The 22636-nt window shown below is 35.2% G+C and carries 10 protein-coding genes and 3 pseudogenes; all 13 read left to right on the forward strand.

The window, feature by feature from the left end:
• Nucleotides 1-9 precede the first annotated feature (9 nt).
• The 13 genes and pseudogenes from J2S06_RS11995 (at nucleotide 10) to J2S06_RS12055 (ending at nucleotide 22546) form a co-directional block, all read left to right on the forward strand.
• A complete protein-coding gene (locus tag J2S06_RS11995; protein ID WP_419152460.1) occupies nucleotides 10-3711 on the forward strand; it encodes a DUF6079 family protein in 3702 nt (1233 codons plus the stop codon).
• 15 nt (nucleotides 3712-3726) lie between these two features.
• On the forward strand, nucleotides 3727-6531 hold the full coding sequence (locus J2S06_RS12000) for a DNA methyltransferase (RefSeq protein ID WP_419152461.1): 2805 nt from the start codon (nucleotides 3727-3729) through the stop codon (nucleotides 6529-6531).
• A 106-nt stretch (nucleotides 6532-6637) separates the two neighbouring features.
• Complete coding sequence (gene pglZ / locus J2S06_RS12005; RefSeq protein WP_419152462.1) at nucleotides 6638-8590, forward strand: BREX-3 system phosphatase PglZ; 1953 nt, start codon at nucleotides 6638-6640, stop codon at nucleotides 8588-8590.
• A 3-nt stretch (nucleotides 8591-8593) separates the two neighbouring features.
• Nucleotides 8594-9307: a hypothetical protein gene (locus J2S06_RS12010; RefSeq protein WP_419152463.1), complete on the forward strand. Its 714-nt coding sequence runs from the start codon at nucleotides 8594-8596 to the stop codon at nucleotides 9305-9307.
• A gap of 40 nt (nucleotides 9308-9347) precedes the next feature.
• Nucleotides 9348-12549: pseudogene (locus tag J2S06_RS12015) on the forward strand (DEAD/DEAH box helicase).
• A gap of 217 nt (nucleotides 12550-12766) precedes the next feature.
• The gene (locus tag J2S06_RS12020) at nucleotides 12767-13054 is read left to right on the forward strand and encodes a hypothetical protein (RefSeq protein ID WP_419152464.1); all 288 of its coding nucleotides are present in this window, start codon (nucleotides 12767-12769) and stop codon (nucleotides 13052-13054) included.
• An 888-nt stretch (nucleotides 13055-13942) separates the two neighbouring features.
• Entirely contained in the window at nucleotides 13943-16351 is a 2409-nt protein-coding gene (locus tag J2S06_RS12025; protein WP_419152465.1) for a UvrD-helicase domain-containing protein, read from the forward strand.
• 1 nt (nucleotide 16352) lies between these two features.
• On the forward strand, nucleotides 16353-18854 hold the full coding sequence (locus J2S06_RS12030) for a hypothetical protein (RefSeq protein ID WP_419152470.1): 2502 nt from the start codon (nucleotides 16353-16355) through the stop codon (nucleotides 18852-18854).
• A complete protein-coding gene (locus J2S06_RS12035; RefSeq protein WP_419152466.1) occupies nucleotides 18829-20508 on the forward strand; it encodes a UvrD-helicase domain-containing protein in 1680 nt (559 codons plus the stop codon). The genes J2S06_RS12030 and J2S06_RS12035 overlap by 26 nt, the downstream gene beginning before the upstream one ends.
• A gap of 11 nt (nucleotides 20509-20519) precedes the next feature.
• A pseudogene (locus tag J2S06_RS12040) lies at nucleotides 20520-20726 on the forward strand (YdbC family protein); the annotation flags it as partial.
• Nucleotides 20727-21238: 512 nt separating this feature from the next.
• Entirely contained in the window at nucleotides 21239-21550 is a 312-nt protein-coding gene (locus J2S06_RS12045; RefSeq protein ID WP_419152471.1) for a nucleotide pyrophosphohydrolase, read from the forward strand.
• A 219-nt stretch (nucleotides 21551-21769) separates the two neighbouring features.
• Nucleotides 21770-21987, forward strand: a pseudogene (locus tag J2S06_RS12050) (restriction endonuclease); the annotation flags it as partial.
• A gap of 349 nt (nucleotides 21988-22336) precedes the next feature.
• Nucleotides 22337-22546, forward strand: a complete 210-nt coding sequence (locus tag J2S06_RS12055) for a DUF4372 domain-containing protein (RefSeq protein WP_419152467.1) — start codon at nucleotides 22337-22339, stop codon at nucleotides 22544-22546.
• The last annotated feature ends 90 nt before the right edge of the window (nucleotides 22547-22636 follow it).

The following is a 22636-nucleotide window of genomic DNA, read 5'->3' on the forward strand; positions in this document are numbered from 1 at the left end:
GAAATCGGTATGTTACGTTACAGCGATTTAATTCAATTTGAATCAATTGAATCCGTTGTGCAATTACGCGATGCGGATGATAAAGAACGCGCGTTTCACTTACTTGATACTTATGTTATTTCCGACCGTATGGCCGAGCAACTAGATGATATTATCATCGAGCAACTTCAGTTTGATCGTATCGTTGATAATAAGGGATTATTGATTGTTGGTAACTACGGTACAGGTAAATCGCACTTAATGAGTGTCATTTCGACGATTGCTGAGCAGCCAGGGGCAAGTGAGCATATTAAAAATGAACGTGTTGCAAAAAAAGCAAAAGAAATTGAAGGAAAGTTTAAAGTGATTCGTACAGAAATAGGCGCTGTTGCGATGTCTTTACGTGACATTATTTGCCAAGCACTACAACAAGGTCTAGCGAATCTAGGAATTGATTATACTTTTCCAAGAGCTGATGAAGTAACAAATAATAAAGACATGCTTTATGAAATGATGGAATTATTCCACGAACAATATCCTGATCAAGGGCTCATGCTTGTTGTAGACGAATTATTAGACTATTTGCGCAGCCGCAAAGAGCAGGAACTCACTTTAGACTTAGGATTTTTACGCGAATTTGGGGAAGTCTGTAGTAAAACTCGTTTACGCTTCATCGCTGGAATCCAAGAAATGTTATTTGACAACCCAAAATTCCAATTCGTTGCCGACTCATTACGTCGGGTAAAAGAACGTTTCCAAGAAGTAAGAATTATCCGCGAAGATATTGCTTACGTTGTGTCGGAACGTCTATTGAAAAAGGATGAAAAACAAAAAGCGTTAATTCGCGAGCATTTAAGCAAATTTACATCATTATACCATCGTCTTGGAGAAGATATTGAAACGAATGTCAACCTTTTCCCGATCCATCCTGCCTACTTGGAAACATTTGAAAAGGTAAATATCGCGGAAAAACGGGTTGTTTTACAAACAATCAGTAGAGAAATCCGAAAGCTATTGACCGAAGAAGTTCCTGAAAATGAAACAGGGATTATTTCATTTGACCGTTATTGGCAATATATTGAAGAAGACTCTTCACTAAGAAGTAATCCGAATGTAAAAGAAGTGATGAGCAAAGTACAGACGTTGAAAGACCGTGTGCAAAATGGCTTAAAACGTCCTGCTTATAAACCAGCGGCATTACGAATTGTCAATGCACTTGCCGTTTACCGTTTAGCGACAGATGATATTAATACACCAGTCGGTTTAACATCTGAAGAACTGAGAGACAAATTGTTCTTAAATATTGGAATGTTGCTAGACATGGATGATGACGCAGCGGATTTCTTAAAAACAACGATTGAAGCAGTACTTAAAGAAATCATGACAGCGGTTAGCTTCCAATATATTTCTACGAACCAAGAGAATGGGCAGTATTACTTGGATGTTAAAAAAGATATTGCGGTAGACGAGTTAATTGAAAAACGTGGAGAAGAGTTAACGGACAATCAGTTAGACCGCTACTATTTTGAAGTACTAAAACAAGCAACGGAAGTAGCAGATAACACATACGTAACCGGCTATAAAATTTGGCTGCATGAAATTCCTTGGGAAGATCGCCGTGTCAAACGTCAAGGATATTTATTCTTTGGTGCGCCAAATGAACGTTCAACGGCTCAACCTGAGCGAGATTTCTATATTTATATGTTACAGCCATTCGAACCTCCAAAATTTAAAGACGAAGAAAAAGCCGATGAAGTGTTCTTCCGTATGACTAAAAAGGATGATCGATTTGTCCGTTTATTGCGTTTATATGGTGGAGCGCGTGAAATGAGCAACGATGCTGCTGCTACTACAAAACGTTTATATAACGATAAAGCAGCAAGCTCTTTAAGAAGTCTTGTTACTTGGTTAAAAGAAAACTTTGTAGAAGCCTTTGAAATTCAATATCGTGGTAAAAAAGGTTCCGTATTAGAATTCGGTATGTTTCTTCCTGGAAATGCCACATTAATTGAAATCATTAACACAGTGGCTGAAGGGTTGCTCAGTCAATGGTTTGAAGAAAAATATAAAGATTATCCTTCTTTCCGAAAATTAGAAAGAGGATACTTAACAAAAGACAATATGGCAACTTATATCAGTGATGCTCTTTCTTACATTAATGGAAGAAAAACGAGCCAAGGGGAAGCAATTCTAAACGGACTAGTGTTATTAGCTCAAAAAGGCGAATTAAACGTTCGCGGTTCTGGATATGCACGCTGGGTTATTGAAAAACTAGAAGAAAAAGGACATGGACAGGTACTTAATCAAAACGAGTTAATTGAGACCATCTACACGGTTCAAGGTACAGAAGATGTCAGATTGACAAAAGAATTTTGCATGGAGCCGGAGTTATTAGTTGTTGTGTTAGGTGCCCTTATTCAACAAGGTGAAATTGTCGTAACAGTAGATAATAAAACATACGAAGCGATGAACTTCGGTGAGTTTATCAAACTTCCTTTAAGCAAGCTAACGAATTTTAGTCATATTAAAAAACCAAGCGGGTTGCCAATTCCAGCAATTTACGCATTAATTGATATGTTTGATATCGGTAAAGGAAATGTGACTGATGAAAGTTGGCTAGAATTCGCCATTAAGCAAATCATTAACCAATCGCGCCAAGCAGTTGAGAAAACGGTGAAAATGATTAATGATGTCCGTAATAAATTCCATATTTGGGATGGTCCTTTATTTTCAAGTGACGAACGTGCAGAATACATCGCGCAACTTGAAAGCTTAAAAACGTTCTTAGAAGGCCTTCAAGTTTATAACACGCGAGCAAAAATGACAAACTTAAAATATAGCGTGTCCGATATTGAACAACAAAACGAAAACTTAAAGATTGTTACTAAGCTTGAACAATTACAACAAAAAATTCACGAATACACCAAAGTAGCCGATTACTTATCGAAAGCGAAATTAGTTATGTCTACAAATCGAGAGTGGCTCGAAAGCGTTGACGTAGCGTTAGACAACTTAGCGATTGCATTAAAAGAAAATAGCGATTGTTCAAGTGAGATTCATGAATTAGAGAAATTAAAAGAAGAATATATGCAACATTATTTACAGTTACATCATCAAGCGCGTTTAAATGCGACTGAAGAAAACAAGAAAAAAGCATTATTGAATGACAAACGTTACCTTGCATTAAAAGAGTTGGTATCAAGAATTGATTTATTACCTCGTCAAGCACTAGATGTGTGGATTAAAAACATTCAATCATTAAAATCTTGTTATCAATTGACACGTGAGCAATTGCAACATGATCCAATTTGCCCACATTGTAAGTTCAATCCGCGTGACGAAGTTATGGTACAACGAATTTCATTAGAGCAATTAGAAGAACGGTTAGATGATTTGTTAAATACGTGGACAGAAACGTTATTAACCAACTTTAACGATCCAATTGTTCAAGAAGGAATCTCGTTATTAAGTGCTGATCAACAACAGCTCGTAAATGATTTTATTCAAAAGAAACAGTTTGACTTACCGATTGATATTCGCCTTCTTGAAATTATTAATGACTTACTAAAGGGAATTCATAAAGAAGAAATTCATATTGACCAACTTGTGAAAATGATGGGCGATGGTAACCCATTAACAGTCGACGAAGTGAGAAGAAACTTTGAAATGTTGATGAGGGGAATTGTGGGCAACAACCAACCACATCGTGTGCGCATCATGGTAAAGAAGTAAAGGGAGGAAACAACATTGGACGAAAAACAATTGTCTTTACTAGATGATGACCAAGCAGACAACGGGACGGTTGTCTGCTTAGGCATGACATTCAAAAATGATGAGGAACGAAGAGAATATTTCCGAAACGAATTACGCAAAAAACTACCAGAACTAAAGAAAATCGAAGGATTCCCAATCGGGGATGATGAAGACATTATCGCTTTGTCTGATCCCCCATACTACACAGCATGCCCGAATCCGTGGATTAATGATTTTATTGAAGAATGGGAACGCGAGAAAAAAGAGAAGTATGGTAGAGATGAGAATGAGGAGTATCATCGCGAACCGTTCGCGGCGGATGTGAGTGAGGGTAAGAATGATCCAATTTATAATGCACATAGTTATCATACTAAAGTACCCCATAGAGCGATAATGAGGTATATTTTACATTACACTAAACCAGGTGATATAGTTTTCGATGGTTTTGGTGGTACAGGGATGACTGGAGTTGCAGCAAATTTGTGTAATGATCCAAAGGAAATACAAAAACTTGGGTATACAGTAGATCAAGAATTAAACATATTTGATGAGGATTCTAATATTATTTCTAAACTGGGAGTCAGAAATTGTATTCTGAATGATTTATCTCCAACTGCTACACTAATTTCAAATAGCTATCTATCTAACTTAGAGGATAAAAGAGCATTTTTAGATGAAGCTAATATGATTATAGAAGAAATAGAACAGGAATGTGGATGGATGTTTGAAACAAAAGTCGAACAGAACGATTCAAAGATAGGAAGAGTTAACTATACGGTTTGGAGCGATTTATTTATCTGTAATAACTGTACCAAAGAATTAATATACTGGGATATCTCTGTGGATGAACAAGAAAAAAAGTTAAAAGATGAAATGTATTGTAGACATTGTGGTGTGAAAGTAAATAAACGGGAGTTAGAAAGAGTTTATGAAAGTTACTATGATCCTAAACTAGGAAAAGTAATAAGGGAACCTAAACAAGTACCAGTCCTAATAAACTACACTTATGGAAAACAAAGATTTGATAAAAAACCAGATGAATTTGATTTTGAGCTTTTTATGCGTATAAAAGAGATGAAAATAAGTACATGGTATCCAACAAACGGATTAAAAAATGGAGATAAAACAGTTGAACCAAGAAGAATCGGTTTAGAATACGTTCATCAATTTTATTCAAAAAGAAATTTAGCTGTGATTTCTTTGTTTCTAGCTAAAGTTAAAAATTCAAAATACAAAAATCTCTTCCTCAATATTTTAAGAAGCAGTATGACCTATTCTAACAGGATGGTAAAAGTTAACATTCCGCGTTTGTTAAGCAAAGGAGGAATATATTCCTTTGGTTTTGTTAATGGAACCTATTATATTCCGAGCATCAATGGAGAGCGTTCAATGATTGATGCATTAAAGAGTAAAATTGAATCTACTGCAAAGACACTTTTTGAAAAACCTACTAGATATTGTATTACAAATCAGAGTATTACAAATATAAGTCTACTCAAGAACGATTCTATTGATTATATTTTCATTGACCCACCTTTTGGATCGAACCTTATGTATTCTGAGTTGAATTATTTATGGGAATCTTGGTTAAGAGTTTTCACTGATGAAGCTCCAGAGGCAATAGTAAACAAAAGTCAAGAAAAAATTATAGATAATTATCGACTATTAATGTTAGACTCTTTTAAAGAGTGTTATAGGGTGCTTAAACCTGGAAGGTGGATAACAGTAGAATTTAGTAATTCTCAGGCAAGTGTTTGGAATTCGATTAGAGAAGCGTTAGAAAGAGCCGGATTTATTATTGCAGATGTATCTTCACTGGATAAAAAACAAGGAACTTTTAATGCCATTACCACAACTACTGCGGTTAAACAAGACTTAGTTATTTCTGCTTACAAACCTAAACAAGAAAATATTGAGAAGATGCGGCGAGAACAAAATACTGAAGAATCCGCATGGACGTTTGTCCGTCAGCATCTTGAACAGTTACCGGTGTTTGTTGGACATAAAGGTGAGGCGCAAATTATTACAGAGCGTACACCACGTATCTTGTTCGACCGCATGGTTGCATATCATGTTCAAAACGGTTTGCCTGTTCCGATTTCATCGGCAGATTTCCAGGAAAAAGTGGCACAGCGATTCCCGATGCGTGATGGAATGGTGTTTTTAGAAAGTCAAGTAGCGGAGTATGATAAAAAACGATTGTTGGTCAAAGAATTCGTGCAAATGAATTTGTTTGTGTCTGATGAGAACAGTGCCATCGAATGGTTGCGTCAGCAGTTATTAAAGAAGCCGCAGACGAGGCAAGATATTCATCCAAACTTTATGAAAGAAATTCAGCATATTGCGAAACATGAGAAGTTGCCTGAGTTGGATGACTTATTGCATCAAAACTTCTTGAAATATGAAGGTGACGGTCCTGTACCAGACCAAATTGCAAGCTATCTCCGCCGAAACTATAAAGATTTACGCGGTTTAGAAAGCGATGATCCACAACTAAAAGAAAAAGCGATGAACCGTTGGTACGTACCGGATCCAAACAAACAAGCTGATTTAGAGAAGCTTCGTGAAAAAGCATTGTTACGTGAATTTGAAGGTTACTTAGAAGAATTAGAAAAGAGCAAGAAAAAGCTCAAACAATTCCGTACAGAAGCGATTCGTGCTGGATTTAAGAAAGCATGGAGTGAAAAAGATTATGAAAAGATTGTCAAAGTGGGTGACCGTTTACCAGAAAAAGTTATTCAAGAAGATGACAAATTGTTAATGTACTACGATAACGCGCAAATCCGTTTAGGTTTATAATTGATTGAAAGCCTGATTTTTACCAAAAAAATCAGGCTTTCAATATTTAACATTGTTATAATGTAATCATAATGGGCAAGGGAAGAAATCTTTTTAAGGTGAGATTATGAAAACTTGGCGTGATGAAATTATACAAAAGTTAGTCAATCAGTCTTATTCGTTACTATTAGTCAATGATCCGGATTTTTTATTGAATGATGAAAAAATTCTTCAACGATTAAGAGAGAATGAATATGAAGTCATTCATTTTAACGATAGCATCTTTATTCGTCACCTGTATGAGTCTCAATTTAGAGAGAAGGTCGAGCAAGATCAATTAAAATTGCTTTTCTTTAGTAATAAAGAAAATCACGTTTATTTTCCATATGATTTTTTACAAAATGGATACCATATTGACTTAAAGATTAGCGAGTTATTTCCAAAGTTTTCGCCAGGCATTGTTAAACAATTAGACAAAGAAGATTTCGATGTCTTGCATACTGTTCATAAACAGTATCAAGGCTCTTCTTCTGATAAGGAAACGTTAGAATATATCGTTAAACATGTTTATAAAATTGTTCATGAACTAATTGATAGTGAAGTCGAGTTATATAAATTGCTCCTTTCGATTCATTACGAGAAGAAACAATTACCGTTGATTGTACAGCAATTTTTAATCGAAAGGTTATCAGGCAAAAACGTATTTGAAGGAATACCTATAAAACGTTTGCTTACATCTTCTAGTTATTTTTTTCAATATATAGAGAAGCAATGGGTTACATTTGTTCATCAATTACTGGATTTACAAGAGGGAAGTGTATTAGAAGAAACTCCTTTGTATTTAGCTCATCCATTTTCTAATCCAGATGTTAGAAGGCTGATGAACGATTTATTTGCAGAAGGTTATATTAGAAAAATCAAAACGAACGTATCATATTCTTTTCCAACTTGGATGAAATACGGTGTAGAAGTGGATGAGGATGGTTCATTGCAGGAAAAAATTCGTCATCTTCATGAAAAAATCATGGAGCAAATCACTTCTGCATCTCGCTATAAAGATTGGATTAACATAATGGAACTGATGGCTGAATACAAGTGTACAGTTTTAGATACAAACAAACAAGAATATGAGAGCGAAGTAAATGTTCTTTTCTGTAAAGTAAACGAAATGTTTGAAAAATGGATGATGGAAGGCTACCGTTCATTAACAAGTCTGCCGCCGGTTCCTAAACCGAAAATGGTTCATCATATTGTACACTTTCTTGCATCGAAGCGGGGACAAAATGAAAAAATCGCTTTGCTAGTATTGGACGGGATGAGCTATGTTCAATGGAAAAAAATCAAGTATTATTTAACCAATAAAGGCTTCTCCTTTGAAGAAAACGGTGTGTTTTCTTGGGTTCCGACATTAACATCGGTTTCTCGTCAAGCCATTTTTGCTGGTAATTTTCCATCTGCATTTTCACAAAGTATTGGCACAACCGCAAAAGAAGAGAACTATTGGAAAACATTTTGGGAAAATAGCGGACTATTAAAACAATATGTTTCATATCAAAAGGGATTAGGAAAAGAAGCTTATAAAAAGGAAGGAATTGCAGCCTTTAAACGTCCGAACGTTAAAGTATATGGCGCTGTTATTGACATAATCGACCAATTTATCCATGGAGCCGTACAAGGTGAAAAAAGTTTAATGTCGGAACTGCAATTATGGTTAAAAACAGACTATTTAGCGCAATTATTAACTGATTTGCATCGCGAAAAATTCACCATTTACATTACATCTGACCATGGGAATACAGAAAGTGTAGGTATTGGTAGAATTTCTGAAGGTGTATTAGTAGAACAAAAAGGAGAACGGGTTCGAGTTTACACAGATACCATTTTGTTTAAAGACGCAGCCGAAAAAATAGGTGGTATTCCTTGGACTGGTGTAGGATTACCGAAAGACTATCATGCTTTATTAGCTCACTATGGACAAGCATTTGTCAATAAAAATGAGCGAATTGTTAGCCACGGTAGTATTAGTATGGAGGAAGTCATCGTTCCTTTGGTGAAAGTGATTCCATCTTTAGGAGGATAACAAATGGTTAAACCAGTAGGATTTGATCAGAAAATAATGTTACATCATTTAGATTTTACTGCGAATGAAGCGAGGAAATTATCAAGAAAGGAAATGTATGAAGTTTTAGATTATTTTTTACGGAGTGATATTCTCGGGGCGAAATCTAGAAAGAACGCCATCACGATGTTAATGAAAATTTGGTATTTAGTAGATGAGGAGATTATTGCATTACGAGACAAAGCACTCGAAATGTTCCCTCATTTGACAAAAGAAGAACGATTATTGGTTCATTGGGGAATGACGATTCTTGCTTATCCATTTTTTAAAGACTTGGTACAGGAACTAGGAAGGCTGCTTCGTTTGCAAGATGAAGTTCCAAGCGCCGTAATCGGAAGAAAAATGAAGGAGTTGTACGGAGATCGTAGACGTGTCGAAGTAGCAACAAGTGCGGTATTAACAAGTATAAAAACGTGGGGAATAGTCGATCTGTTAAAAAGTCGTTCATATAAGTTAGGCTCAAAAATGTCAATAACATCAACGGATCTTAATCCATTTATTACAGAAGTGATTTTACGAGCAACGAATGTTACAGGCATGCCTATTGACCTGCTTCATAATCATGCTTTATTCTTTCCGTTTTCATTTGAGATAAGTGCGACAGAGTTACGAAATAATCATCAGTTTCGTATAAATAGACAAGGAGTCGATATGGTGACAGTCGAACTGTCTTTGTGATCATGATTAGGTTCCTATTGTTTTCCGTGGAGGGTGTATGATGTTTAACATTGGCGAAATCGTTTATGGGACACATTTCCCAGAAAGTGTTGAAATTAAGCGTTGTGAATTATTCGGTGAGTTCTATATTATCGAAGCCATCGGGCGAGAAACAAATCAATTTTATGAGCTTATGCTGGAGAAAGAGAAATTAACAGATTTAAAAAGTTTAAAGGAAAATAAAAGCGAAACCAGTGTTCAAGCGATTGATATTCAGCGGTATTTACAATATTTAATGCTACACAATGAGGCTAAGTACTCGCGAACAAGAGCATTAGGGAACAAAAAATTATTACCATTACCGCACCAAATTGAAGCAGTTTACGGCAGAATGCTTCAAGTCCCACAAATTCGTTTTTTACTTGCTGATGATCCAGGTGCTGGTAAAACGATTATGTCTGGGATGCTAATCAAAGAATTAAAAGCTAGATATAGTGTGGAACGTATTCTAATTTTAGTTCCTCCTTTAGTAGTGAGACAATGGCAAGAAGAATTGTTAGAAAAGTTTAACGAACATTTTCATATTATTAATCGAAATGTGTTAAAGGAATACGGCGGAAAAAATCCGTTTGTCGCCAACGATTTATGCTTAGCTTCTATGTATTGGGCTGCGTGGGAAGATATTAAACTATTAATTCAAGAAGCGGAGTTTGATTTAATTATCGTTGACGAAGCGCATAAAATGGCAGCGTATACACACGGAACGATAAAAAAACGCACTTCAAGAACAAAACTTTATCAATTAGGTGAGTCGATATTACGTAAGGCACCGCATTGTTTGTTGCTGACTGCTACTCCACATAAAGGTGATATGGAGAATTTCCGCCATTTAATGAAATTAATCGATGAAGATATTTTCTCGAATATAAGCGGGAATGAAAGTTTACGTGAAAAAACGAACCCATTCATCATTCGCCGTTTGAAAGAAAGTATGAAATACTTTGACGGAACACCGCTATTTCCAAAACGAACGACGAAAACAATTAAATATACTTTGACAGACGAAGAGCTAGCCTTATATGATGCGGTAACGCAATATGTAAGAGAGCATTTTAACCGAGCGATAAGCAATGGAAGTAATAGTACTGCATTTGCGATGATGCTCCTGCAACGTCGTCTAAGTTCGTTTTTGGAAGCGATTCATTTATCCCTTAAACGAAGATATAAACGTTTAGTCCAGTTATACAGGCAAACAGAGCAAGAAAGGAAAAAGTATATTAAAAAATTAGGACATATTGAGTTGGAGAATTATTTAGAATAGGCGAGCGAGCAACAAGAACTGATTGAGAAACAGCTGGAACAATCTGTAGATTCCGTTGATACGATCGAATTAAAAAAGGAAATTATAGTTTTAAAGAAGTTAATCGAAATAAGCGGAAAATCTTAAGTTATACGCGGTAGAGAAAAAGTATCAAGAATTAGAGAAAACGTTGTTTGGAACAAATGGACTGCTTCAGCAAAATGAGAAGATTCTCATTTTTACGGAGTCTACAGACACATTGAATTATTTAGAAAGAAAGCTTCTTGAGCATGTACCAAAAATCGCGAAAATTGTTGGTAGTTTTTCAATGGATGAGCGCAGAAGACAAGTTGAACTTTTCCGAAACGAGTGTCAAATTATGCTCGCAACTGATGCTGGTGGAGAATCGATCAATCTCCAGTTTTGTAATCAAATGATTAACTATGATATCCCTTGGAATCCAAATAAATTAGAACAGCGAATGGGGCGCATTCATCGTATCGGGCAAAAGAACGAAGTGTTCGTATTTAACTTAGTAGCGCAAAATACTCGTGAAGGTAGTGTCATGATTCGTCTGCTTGAAAAAATGGAGCATATGAAAGAAGACTTAGGATCTGATTTAGTTTATGATTTTATTGGTGAAGTTTTAGAAGATAAGTTTGATAGTTTAGCCGACTTAATGCAGGAAGCAATTTTAAACCGGGAACGTCTGGATGATGTTATTGCCAATATGGAAAAAACATTGTCGGAAGAGCATCAAAAGTTATTGAAGCTCATGCAAGAAGAAAGAATGGTTGAAGATCCGCTCAATTTATCAATTTTAAAACGTGAACAAAATGATTTGACAGTAAAACGCATTCCAATTCGGGCATATACAGATTTAGCAACGTACATTTTAGAAAAGAAAAAAGTCCGGGTCTATGATACAAACGATGGCAAAGTAAAACGTATTGAACGTTTACCAAAATTTATTCGAGACAGCCTGCCTGAATTAGCTCGTTATCAAGGAGAAAGTTACCGTTTTACGGGTATACGTGAATATGAATCTGAAGAAGTGGCGTTATTAAATAGTGACCATCCAATTTTTAAATTAAGCATGGACTTAATGAAAAAAGAAAATGAAAAGCGTTCTTGGGGAAGATATTTAGTCACTTATGATGTTCCTGAACCATTGATGGTTGAGGTATACAATATTAGTATCGTAGATGGAACGGGAAAAGAGCTTGAGAACCATTTTATTCATCTAGCTAAACGCGAAAATGGCGAAATCATTGCATTAGATCCATACTGGCTATTTGCTGGTCATTTTTACGAAAATGTTATTGAATTAAGTGATCATGCATCAAACGAATGCATGGGAAATGTTCTAAAGCACTCATCTTTAATTAGAGATCAAGTTCAAGCCAACCGTCAAAAACAATTAGATAAGCTTCTGGCATTCCTAGAGAAATCTTTTAATGAACAATATCGCAACACACTAGAGAAGCTAGAAAAATATCAACAAGAAAACATAGACAATCGAAATAGTGCTCTTATTAATCAAATGAACGCTCATTTAATTGACTTAGATATGAAGAAAGAAGAACGTTTGAACATTATTCGTTGCCAAAAGAATATTAGTATGAAACCACCAAAGAAAATTCTTTCTTTACAACTTGCCCCTACAGGCCGCAGTAAACGAGTCATGACGATTGACTATAAAGATGTAGTAGAAAAATACGAAAAAGCAAACGGACGGATAAACATAAAAATGTTTGATTGCCTAGCATTAGTCGACTTTTACAGCGAACGCTTTAACGGCGAAGAACGCTATATCATCCTAACGAACGATCCAAACTATATGCCATCCGAAGAACACCTTGAAGATTTAGAAGATATTTTGAAGAAAGTGTACATTTATGTCGTTCAAGATTGCGAGATTATTGAAGAGAGAGCGATGAAAAAGGAAATATTTGTTTTTTAAAAAGTGAAAGAAGTGATTACTAAAACTCATTCCGAACCTATGGGGGAGGGATGAGTTTTTTCAATTGAGAATTTCAAATAAAATAGATTAGAATAGTATTTTTTTGCTATAATTTATGTAAATTTTGTAAGAATAGTTTACTTTCAACTTGAAGGTGGAAAGATGCGTTCCCATTTATAACGGTATTCAATTTCATGTTCCAGGAGGATACATCAACTTGGAATTTGAAGATCGTTTTACGATAGAAAATGGATTTATCGAAGAACAACTACTACATCTATGCTTCAAATACGACGACGATAAACCAAGAGGATATTGGTTACATTTCGAAGGAATTAATCTCTTTTTTGAAGGAAAGGGAATTGTAGATATATTAGATAATATCAAAGAAGAGACAGAAAAACGGATACGTCAAGAAAAGTTGGAAGCACAGTTTCGAGAAGAAGCGGATCGGTTTATCGACAAGGAAACATGGGCTTCTATCGATAATATGATGGAAAAATAAAGATAAAAAGAGCCTTTCTTTAAGGAAATTCTTTTTCTTGCGGATGATGGGGATGATACTCTTTTAGTTTTTGAAGGATTCCATCCAATCTGTCATTTTCCTTCTCTAACTAATTGTTCTTGGGTTCGGTGTCGCCACCCGAAAATTACTGAAGTTAACGCAAGACGATTTGGTTGAGGGTGTATTAAATGCAGTGGACCTTGACAGTAACCGTCTCGAGCAAAATGAGAAGAAGCATATTCAATTAGAAGGTGATGTTGTATTAGATCCATCTTCGGCTAACGTTGGTAGGTGCTATTACAGACCCGAAAATGGAATACCTAAGTGAAATTGTACGTGATTTTAACGAAAAGTTCGGTAAAAACATAACGGAAAACGATTCAGTAAGTAAATTTATGCTTGAAGAGCTACCTCGACAAGTAGTAGCACACGAAGAATACCAAAACACGAAAAAAATACTCGGATCGCCAAAATGCTAAAATTACATTCCGACGTATCTTGGAAAAAGTCTTTCAAGATTATATGTTTGATCAATTCGAAATGTACCAGTAGTTTATGGAAGATGAAGAGTTTGCTGAATGGTACACGAATAAGATGCTTGAGGCGGATTATCGTTTTGGAGACCAAATGAGTAATTAGTAATGAAGTAGCGTCTTAAAAAGGTACAATAACGAGATGAAAGAGACAGAAGCCTTTCTTTTTTGGAAGGGCTTCTGCTTTTTATAAAACTTTTGCTAATTGGCGTAAGTCATTAAAAGCACGATCACTGTACTTGTAAAGTCAATAAATGTAATTTTACCAGAACTAACCTTCTAGAACTAATTTACCATTTTTGTATAAAATAGAGTTATAATTATTTTTGTACGGAGTTATAGGAGTGTGTGATAAATGAACAAGGCTAAATATTCAGTGCTCATATTTTCTCCTGATATTCAACAAACAACAACAGATGAACTTTATCAATATATTAAAAATGGACAAAAGGTTTATTTTCTTACATTTGATGATCCGGAAGAATTGCTTGAGGATCCGGTTCTAAGAGAAGCAAATAAGAAAGAATTATTGAATGTCTCGGTTGTCCGTTATTCATCGGAATGGGAAAATACATTTATGATAATGGAAGATGGTCAAATAAATGATTCTCCATTATTCGATTATCTTGAGCAAAATAGTACTTTTAACAAAGAGCAATACCAACTTGAACATACATATGACGTAGGACATTGTATTGTTAAAGCAGGAGCGGGTACGGGAAAAACCACGACGATGATAAATCGAATTATGTTTCTAAAGCATATGGAACCTAGTCTCGATTTGCGTACGGTTGTTATGATAACGTTTACAAACGAAGCGGCAACCCATATGCGCTCAAAGCTATTGCAACAGCTCAAAAATTATTACGATCTTACAAAAGATAAAAAATATTTAGCGTGGATGGAAGAAGCAGGCGATATGTTTATCGGAACCATCCACTCGTTTGCGAAAGGATTCCTAGTAACGGAAGGACAAGCATTAGGATTTTCACGATCCATGCAGGTGAGAAGTTACAAGCATGAACGGAGGAAGCTCATCGAAAAATATATTGATCAATTTTCTGTTGAGTGTCCGGAGATATACGAACGTTTTCGGAAAATCCCTCACTATCAAATCATCCGTTCATTTACGGATATGATTGAACAGATACATAATAAATCGATCCCGGTTGAAAGTATTCAACGGCTCGACTTTGGAATAGATATACATGGATTTCATGAATTTGCAAATTATGTGATTAAGCGTGCCATTCAAGAACTTGATGAACAGAAAAAGGTGGAAGAAACATTAGAAATAAGCGATTTAATAAGCCGTCTAGTATTGCTGAAGGATCTTCCTTCTGACCAATTAAGACTTTCGATCCGTTATTTATTTGTCGACGAATTTCAAGATACCGATGAGTCTCAAGTAGCGTTTGTCAGTTGGTTGGTAGAAAAGTATCGTTGTCAGTTGTTTGCGGTCGGGGATATTAAGCAAAGTATTTATCGTTTCCGCGGAGCAGATTATACGGCATTTCGTCAATTGCAACAGCAACTAAAAACAGCGAATCAAGAATATAAAGAATATTCACTACGAAAGAACTATCGCTCCACACCAACATTATTAAAACAATTTAACGTCTTATTTCAAAAATGGACAAAAGTCGTTGAAAAGTTTCAGTTTGACGGTACGGACAAGCTTATTCCTGTACAAGAGGAAAGCTGCCAAGAAGGATTAGTTACCTTACATATGGATGATACAGCGTTAAAATATTTGCTTCGTCGTTTGTATAATGAGAATGTTGCCGTATTAGTTCGTTCTAACCGTGAAGTGTTTGAGATGGTGGAGAAAATTGAGAATCTAGGATTCTTTTGTGAAGCAACCTTGTCAGGTGCTTTTTACCGTTCATTGCCAGTGAGGGAATTTTATTTGTTGCTCCGAAGACTGACTCACCCAAAGGTTCCGAAAGATCGTTATTTATTTCACCAAAGTTCCTACGGGGAGAATGAGCTCACTATTGCTAAAGTTTTATCTGCTTATACACCAGAAAAGCCTTTCGTTCTGGATTTATTAGTGACATTCGATCGCTTAGACGATCCGGAATATGAGTGGAATACGGCATCAACGATTGCTGTGCTTCAAAAAATTATTGACATAGTACAACCACATGAAGTATTTCGACTTCGCTATTATGGTCAGTTGAGAACCCGGTTTCCTGACGGAGATATTGAAATGCAAAAAAAGGAAGCCATTGCAAAAATGAAAGAATACAAAATGAATTTAGATCGTCTCATTTATTTATTAAAAAAAGAATTTGGCGATTTCCAAGCTTCCTTATATGATCTTGAAAAATTTTTATCTATTAAAATGGCCACAGATACAACGGAAAACGAACTAAAACTAGAAAGCAATGTCAGTCATCGAATTAAAGTAATGACCGTTCACAAAGCAAAGGGATTGGAGTTTGACTATATATTAATGCCATTGACACAAAGCGCCTTTATTAAGCAGGGGAAAACGGATTTAATCTTAGTTCCAAATAGTTCGCAATGGAAAATGGGATATAGAGTTCATTGGAATGATTTTGAGTTCGAAAATAATTACTATCATGAATATGTTGGTTCAGAAAAGATGGAGACAATTGCTGAAGAAGCTCGGTTATTATACGTAGCCTTAACGCGTGCAAGAAAAGCAGTTTATACGAACAGTTTCTCACAAATGAATCCACACCAGGCTCAGTGTTGGAGCGACTTGCTAGAAAGTGGGGAGATGTTGGTTGTTTAAAGTGAAGTATTACCAGCATACAAAAAAGTTTTACGAAAGTTTTAAGATTAATCAAGGGGAAATACATCTTACCCAAAGTGCGGCTTTTGCTGATTATTTACGGAATTTGAATGGATCTTCTAACCAAGTTTTCGGTTATAAATCTTTTGTAGAGAGACTGTTTTCTGATTGGTATCATCCTCATACTGAGGTATATTTGCTCTCTACGATTCGTGAATATATTTACAAAAATGTGCCGCAGGGAAAAATGGCTTACTTTGAGAAAAGAATACGCGATTTTTATTTATCTATCCGCTTTTTAATAGAGATGGTGCTATTAAGATTATTTCAAATTCCGGATATACAGTTAAATGAGGAACAAAAATTTCTCATTACGATGCTGGAAAAATTGAGAAACGATCCTGTCATAGTAAGCTATTTGCAAGAGCGAGCAAATCTTACAAAAGGAAAAATAGCTGAAAAATGTAACATAGACACTGAAATTCATACCGTTTGTATCCATCATTTTGATTACATTGATGCTTTAAGGATGATGATGTTTTATTTGTTTGAACAAATTGGATTAAATGTTGTCTTTTATATTCCATTCAATCCGAATGCGCCAGATGTTTATAAAACATGGCGTGAAATTTATAAATGGATTAGTGGATGTGATGATAGCCATTGGGAATGTGTTGAAAGCTCTCAGCCTAATCGGGGGACGAATTTTGCCCAATACTTGGATAAATGTTTTCAAAATCAAGAAGACCAATTAGATAACATTCGTTTTTTGTCTTTTGACCATCCAACTAAGTTTAAAGAGTATCTCGAAAAAAATCCAATTGTGAAGGATAAAAACGAAGTATTTGCCATTTATGAAGAAGATTTAAACATTTATACGGATCGTACGAAAAGTAATCACTTTTATGCAAGTCGTTATGGGAAGTTTTTTCTTTCTCTACAAAATTGCAAAAAAACGGAGGCAGGTATTTTCTTAACGTATGATGATTATGTAAACATGATGATATCCGGATGGGTACAGTATGGGAACATCAATGGCACACAAGCATTGACATTGTTAGTTGATTTACGTGATTATATGGACGGGGTTGAAAATTTCCAAGATATAATGGAGCGTCTACAGTCATTAGTGTATCTTCAAGAGGTAAGCCAGGTATTTGATGAAGTGGCAAAAGAACAGGTAGGGCGCCATCGGTTAAAGCGTTATTTGAGTAATCCGTTTCGGAGTTTTCCATATGTGCATCAGTCTAGGTATCAAATCACGGTGAAGCAGTTAATCGAATGTACAAAAGATTTAGCTCGAAAAGTGAATCGGCTTTTATTAGCGCAAAGGGAAAAGAAAAATGTCCGGGAATATTTAAAAGAGCTAAATAAATTTTACGTAACTGTTAGAGATCAGTGGGAGCCAAATGCTCGAGAAAAAATGGAAAAGCTATTTTCGATTCATATTCCTGATCATTGGGAGTTTGCAAAAGAAGAGTTATACCAGTTGCTTACTTTTTATTTAGGTTCCAGCGAAGAACAAGAAAATAAGATTTTGAACTTTGATCAGTTAGTAGGTAAGACTTTGAGTGCAGAAAACATTCATGTAACGAGGCTATCGTTTAAAACATTCCCTTGGAAATCTCCCGGGTTACCAAGTCTCTTAACCCATACTTGGTTAAAAGAATGTATTCGTTACTCGTTTATTGCTTCTAACCAAAATATTAGGATTACTGCTCTTTTAGTCGACTATTATTCACGAAATGTAGCAAGAAATACAGCTCTATATTCGATATATCATCTTCTTGCTTATGGCAATGGACAAATTACTTTTAGTTATATCAGAGATTTGCGAGAAAACGATGGTCCAAGTATTTATTTCACGATATTAGAAGAATTATATAAGCAAGAGGAAGTGACTTTGGAAGAGCAAATAGAAGAGTTTAGTTGGGAAGAACCTGTCATCACACAAGAGGAAATACCGGTAGAACCACTGCGAAATATCCCTGATTTGTTGTGGTTGGACAGTGATTTTTGCCAGCGAAAATTCTTTTTAAATTCATTTGCCGAACACCATCCTGTATATGAAAGTGACTTCCATCAACAGCAAGTATTTTCGATTATTGGAAAACTTCTTGCTGAACAAGGCGATGGAGAAAAGTTATTTAGAGAAACGATATTTCCTTTATTTCCGCAATGGACAAACGCGCATAAGCAAAATTTGTTAGATACATCGTATAGTTCAGGTTTAAGGACCTATAAATCGTATCAAAATATTTATTATCCAAAAGCGATGAAGCGACTTCAACGTTTAGGAAGTAAATATATTGTAACGAAAAATTGGAAAGCAAAACACCAATATGATCACGACACATTTAAAGTAGATGAGCATATAAATGGATTTCTGACAAGTGTTAGAATAAAGGAAATAGCAGCTAGAAGCGGACAGCACTGTCGTATGTGTCCATTCCTCCATGTTTGTAAGGATGGTGAGTATGTCGTCGATGCAAATGACAGCTAATCTCCATAGAAAACGTTTAGACTTCGCCAAAAAATCGGCAAGAGCATGGCAAAATTATTTTGATGCACATGGTCTATTGCCGAACATTACGTTAAGTCCTGAACAAATTTCTGTTGTACAGCAAGAAGAGGATCAAATGTTAATTAACGGTTCGGCTGGTAGCGGCAAAAGTCTGACTCTGCTTTATAAACTATTAAAAGTCATGGAGCAGGAAAATGAACCAAAGCGAATTTTGTATTGTTCATTTAATACGACTTTAATTGAAGATGCTAGAAAAAGAATAGAGCAATCGCATAAATTTCATGAAATCAAAGAAAAACATACTCTTCATATGAAAACTTTTCATAATATGGCAGCGGAAACTTTACGGGAAATCGGCTTTAAAAATGCGGAGTTTTTACGAATCAATCTCGAAAATTTGCGGCGTTATGAGGATGCTATTACACGCCGCACCATTGCGCTTGTCGATTCTTTTATGGAAAGTGAAGAATATAAAAAGCTACCGCCAGAACAAAAACTTTATAAAACACATGCTGGTACATTTTTAATGGATGAGATTCTATGGATGAAGGCCAATGGTTTTATTACAGAAGAATCTTATTATAATTGTGAACGTGTGGGGAGAGGGAATAATCCGCGATTAACAAAAGAACAACGACGGACTATTTTCAAATTATATGAGAAATACCATGAACTATTAAAAAAACAGTTTCATGATCATTTGGATTTAGAAGATTATGCTTTGTTGTTACTTAAACATTATGAAGATATTCCAGAATCATTGAAGTATGACTATATTTTTGTAGATGAGGTACAGGATTTGCAGGCAATGCAGTTGAAGGCGTTAGTAGGACTCGTTAAAAAATCCATTGTTGTTTCCGGCGATCCTAAGCAGCGCATTTATAAACGAAGCCCATTTTCTTATCGGGAATTAGGCTTGCATATCGAAGGGAGAAAAACTCGAAATTTGCGAACAAACTATCGATCAACGAAACAAATAATGAAGCTAGCAAGCAGTTTACAGTTTCTTGATGAAGAAAATGACCGCTTCGATGATCAACGTTTTGTTAGAGAAGGAAAAAAACCTTCTATTTATTATTTTCAGCATTCAAAAGAATTAAATCATCATCTAGTAAAGCAAATTAAAACGATTCAGAAAAACGATCCGGATTCGACGATTGCTGTCATTCACCGCCACGATGCAGATAAACATGGTATCTATCAATGTCCTGTCTTTGGTGAATTAAATCGAAATTTTGATGTCGTTACTACCTCTCAATATGGAAAAAGATTTGACCTAAATAAGCAAAAAAAGCCAATCTTTTTTACAGATGCATTTAGCGTGAAAGGTCTTGAATTTGATTATGTATTTTTAATTCATTTTGACCGGAATCATTATCCAAGTAAAAAGAGGATAGAAGAATTAGATAAAAGAGCCGGTGATAATAAGAATAGTGACAGCTACAATGCCGACTACGACACTATTTTAAATGACGAAAAGAAAGTTCTTTACGTGGCCATTACTCGAGCGAAAAAAGAAGTACAATTGATGTATACTGGTAAAAATTTCAGAAGTATTTCACCATTTATAAGAAATTTTTATAAAGAAGATTATGATGCAGTTGGCTTTGATTCAAGCATTTATTCAAAATAGGAGGGAGTCTTTTGTCAAAGATTCAGTTTGAAATCAAAAAACAAATTGCAACATTATCTGGCTCATCTAAAGGATGGAGTAAAGAACTAAACCTTATTAGTTGGAACGGTTATCCTCCAAAATATGATATAAGAGATTGGGATGCTTCACATGCGAAAATGGGAAAAGGTGTTACTCTTTCAGAAGAGGAGTTAAAAGTGTTATACTACGCATTAAAGCAGTTATTTGAGGGAAGTCAACCGGAAGAACATCAACCGCAAAACTATAACTGGCAAGAGCGAGTTAATGGGTGGTTAGAAAGTTCTCCATTATTTATTCAACAAATCAAAAATATTCTTATGTTCATGAAAGAAAAAGGGTACCCGATCGAGAAACAAAGACAATTACTAATCGGAACACAATCTGCAGCAATTGAAGAAGCATTACAATATGAAATTGAAAGCATCAGTAGCATTTATAGCTTATTATATAGTGAGTTTATTGATTTGGTTCAAAAGTTAGAATTAGAAACATTGGAACAATTTTTTGATGTTATTGAAAAGATGTGATTTAGCCATCTGTTTTGAAGAGAGGTTATTCCTCGGAAGTATATCTTGGGTCAAGGTGTATGATTTCCAAGATGGTGGATTTTTTGCGTTCATTTATGCATATTTATGAGTTTTGCAACACGTTCTAAATTCTTAATAATAAAAGTTCAGAGGGGATCACATTGAAACACTTACAGCAAAAAATGATCGCATTTCGAGATGCTCGCAATTGGAGGCAGTTTCATAATCCAAAAGATTTAGCAATTTCCTTGACGTTAGAAGCGGGGGAATTGCTGGAAAATTTCCAATGGAAAACAAGCGAAGAAGCAGTTCAAGCTAATTTTGAAAATATTAAGGATGAACTAGCTGATATTGTTATTTACGCACTTTTGTTGTCACATGAATTAGGCATTGATTTAGAAGAAGCAATCATCAATAAAATGGAGAAAAATGAAAAAAAGTATCCGATTGAAAAAGCGTTTGGTTCAAAGAAAAAATATGATGAACTAAAGTAGTAGATGAGGAAAATGCGCTTGTACTCTGGAACATCTGAACAATTTTTACAAGATAAGACTCAAAAGCAATTGTTGAAGAATTAAGAGAAAGTTTTTTGACTATATAAATCCAACTTAAACTCTCAATAGGTGAATCAAACATGCAAATAAATTGACGTTCTTTTTATAGCAGCAGGAGCCTTTTAAATATGTTCAAAAATCGAGTTTGATTTATACAATAATCCTGAATGGGCGCTTGCCATTGACAAAGATGGTGAAGAAAACTGTACTTCGTTCTTGAAACGAAAGGCACGGGAATTGAAGAATTTTTACGTCCAGAAGAAAGAGCGAAAATTGACTTTGTCTGCAAACATTTTTAAGCAATCGGTACAAATATTGAATTCATCAGACCAAAGAAAGATGTGAAACTATTTATGCTGCGGGCACTAAGCCGTTAATAATTCATTTACGACAGAAGTTGTAGGGCTTCTGTTTTTTTTGTTGTTCTCACGACATGATTTGACAATATTTTTCACGGGGATTAGTTAGGATAAAGAAAAAGGACTTTTGGTGTAGGGGAAAAATGTCGATTTAAAGGTGGAGGGAGGTAATCTTATCACTCAAAAAATTTATTTACATTCTCAATTTGTAGATTATATAAGTACACACTAGCATTGCAGTAATTAAATCTGATGATTCAAAATACTAAGAATGTTCAATTTTTTTATTGATTTCGAAACAAAAAAATCCTTTACAATGGAAGTACAGGTGGTTCCTGTCCAAATCCAATCGTAAAGGAAAACCGATATGGACAAGAATACACTAATTTCATCATTTGGTAAATGGGTTTCACCCATAAATATTCAAAAACTTACTGAACAAGTCAAAGAATTGAAACAGGACTATTACACAAAAAAGCTTACAACAGAAGCCTATATTAAACTTTTATTGGTAGCCCAGTTGCACGAATTTGAGAGCTTAGAGGAAATGAGTGATGCACTTGTAGACGAAGTGTAAATTAGCACATTATTTCAGAATCCCTTTTTCAAATTATTTCAGGCGGATTCGGAAATAATGTGCAAAATTTTTGCGGATTGTTCCGGATTT

Source organism: Bacillus alveayuensis (assembly GCA_030812955.1).
Classification (GTDB): Bacteria; Bacillota; Bacilli; order Bacillales; family Aeribacillaceae; genus Bacillus_CB; species Bacillus_CB alveayuensis.

Coding starts and splice junctions, on each gene's coding strand:
- J2S06_RS11995 (WP_419152460.1), top strand. CDS start 10: ATGTTACGTTACAGCGATTTAATTCAATTTGAATCAATTGAATCCGTT.
- pglZ (WP_419152462.1), top strand. CDS start 6,638: ATGAAAACTTGGCGTGATGAAATTATACAAAAGTTAGTCAATCAGTCT.
- J2S06_RS12010 (WP_419152463.1), top strand. CDS start 8,594: ATGGTTAAACCAGTAGGATTTGATCAGAAAATAATGTTACATCATTTA.
- J2S06_RS12025 (WP_419152465.1), top strand. CDS start 13,943: ATGAACAAGGCTAAATATTCAGTGCTCATATTTTCTCCTGATATTCAA.
- J2S06_RS12035 (WP_419152466.1), top strand. CDS start 18,829: ATGTCGTCGATGCAAATGACAGCTAATCTCCATAGAAAACGTTTAGAC.
- J2S06_RS12045 (WP_419152471.1), top strand. CDS start 21,239: ATGATCGCATTTCGAGATGCTCGCAATTGGAGGCAGTTTCATAATCCA.
- J2S06_RS12055 (WP_419152467.1), top strand. CDS start 22,337: ATGGACAAGAATACACTAATTTCATCATTTGGTAAATGGGTTTCACCC.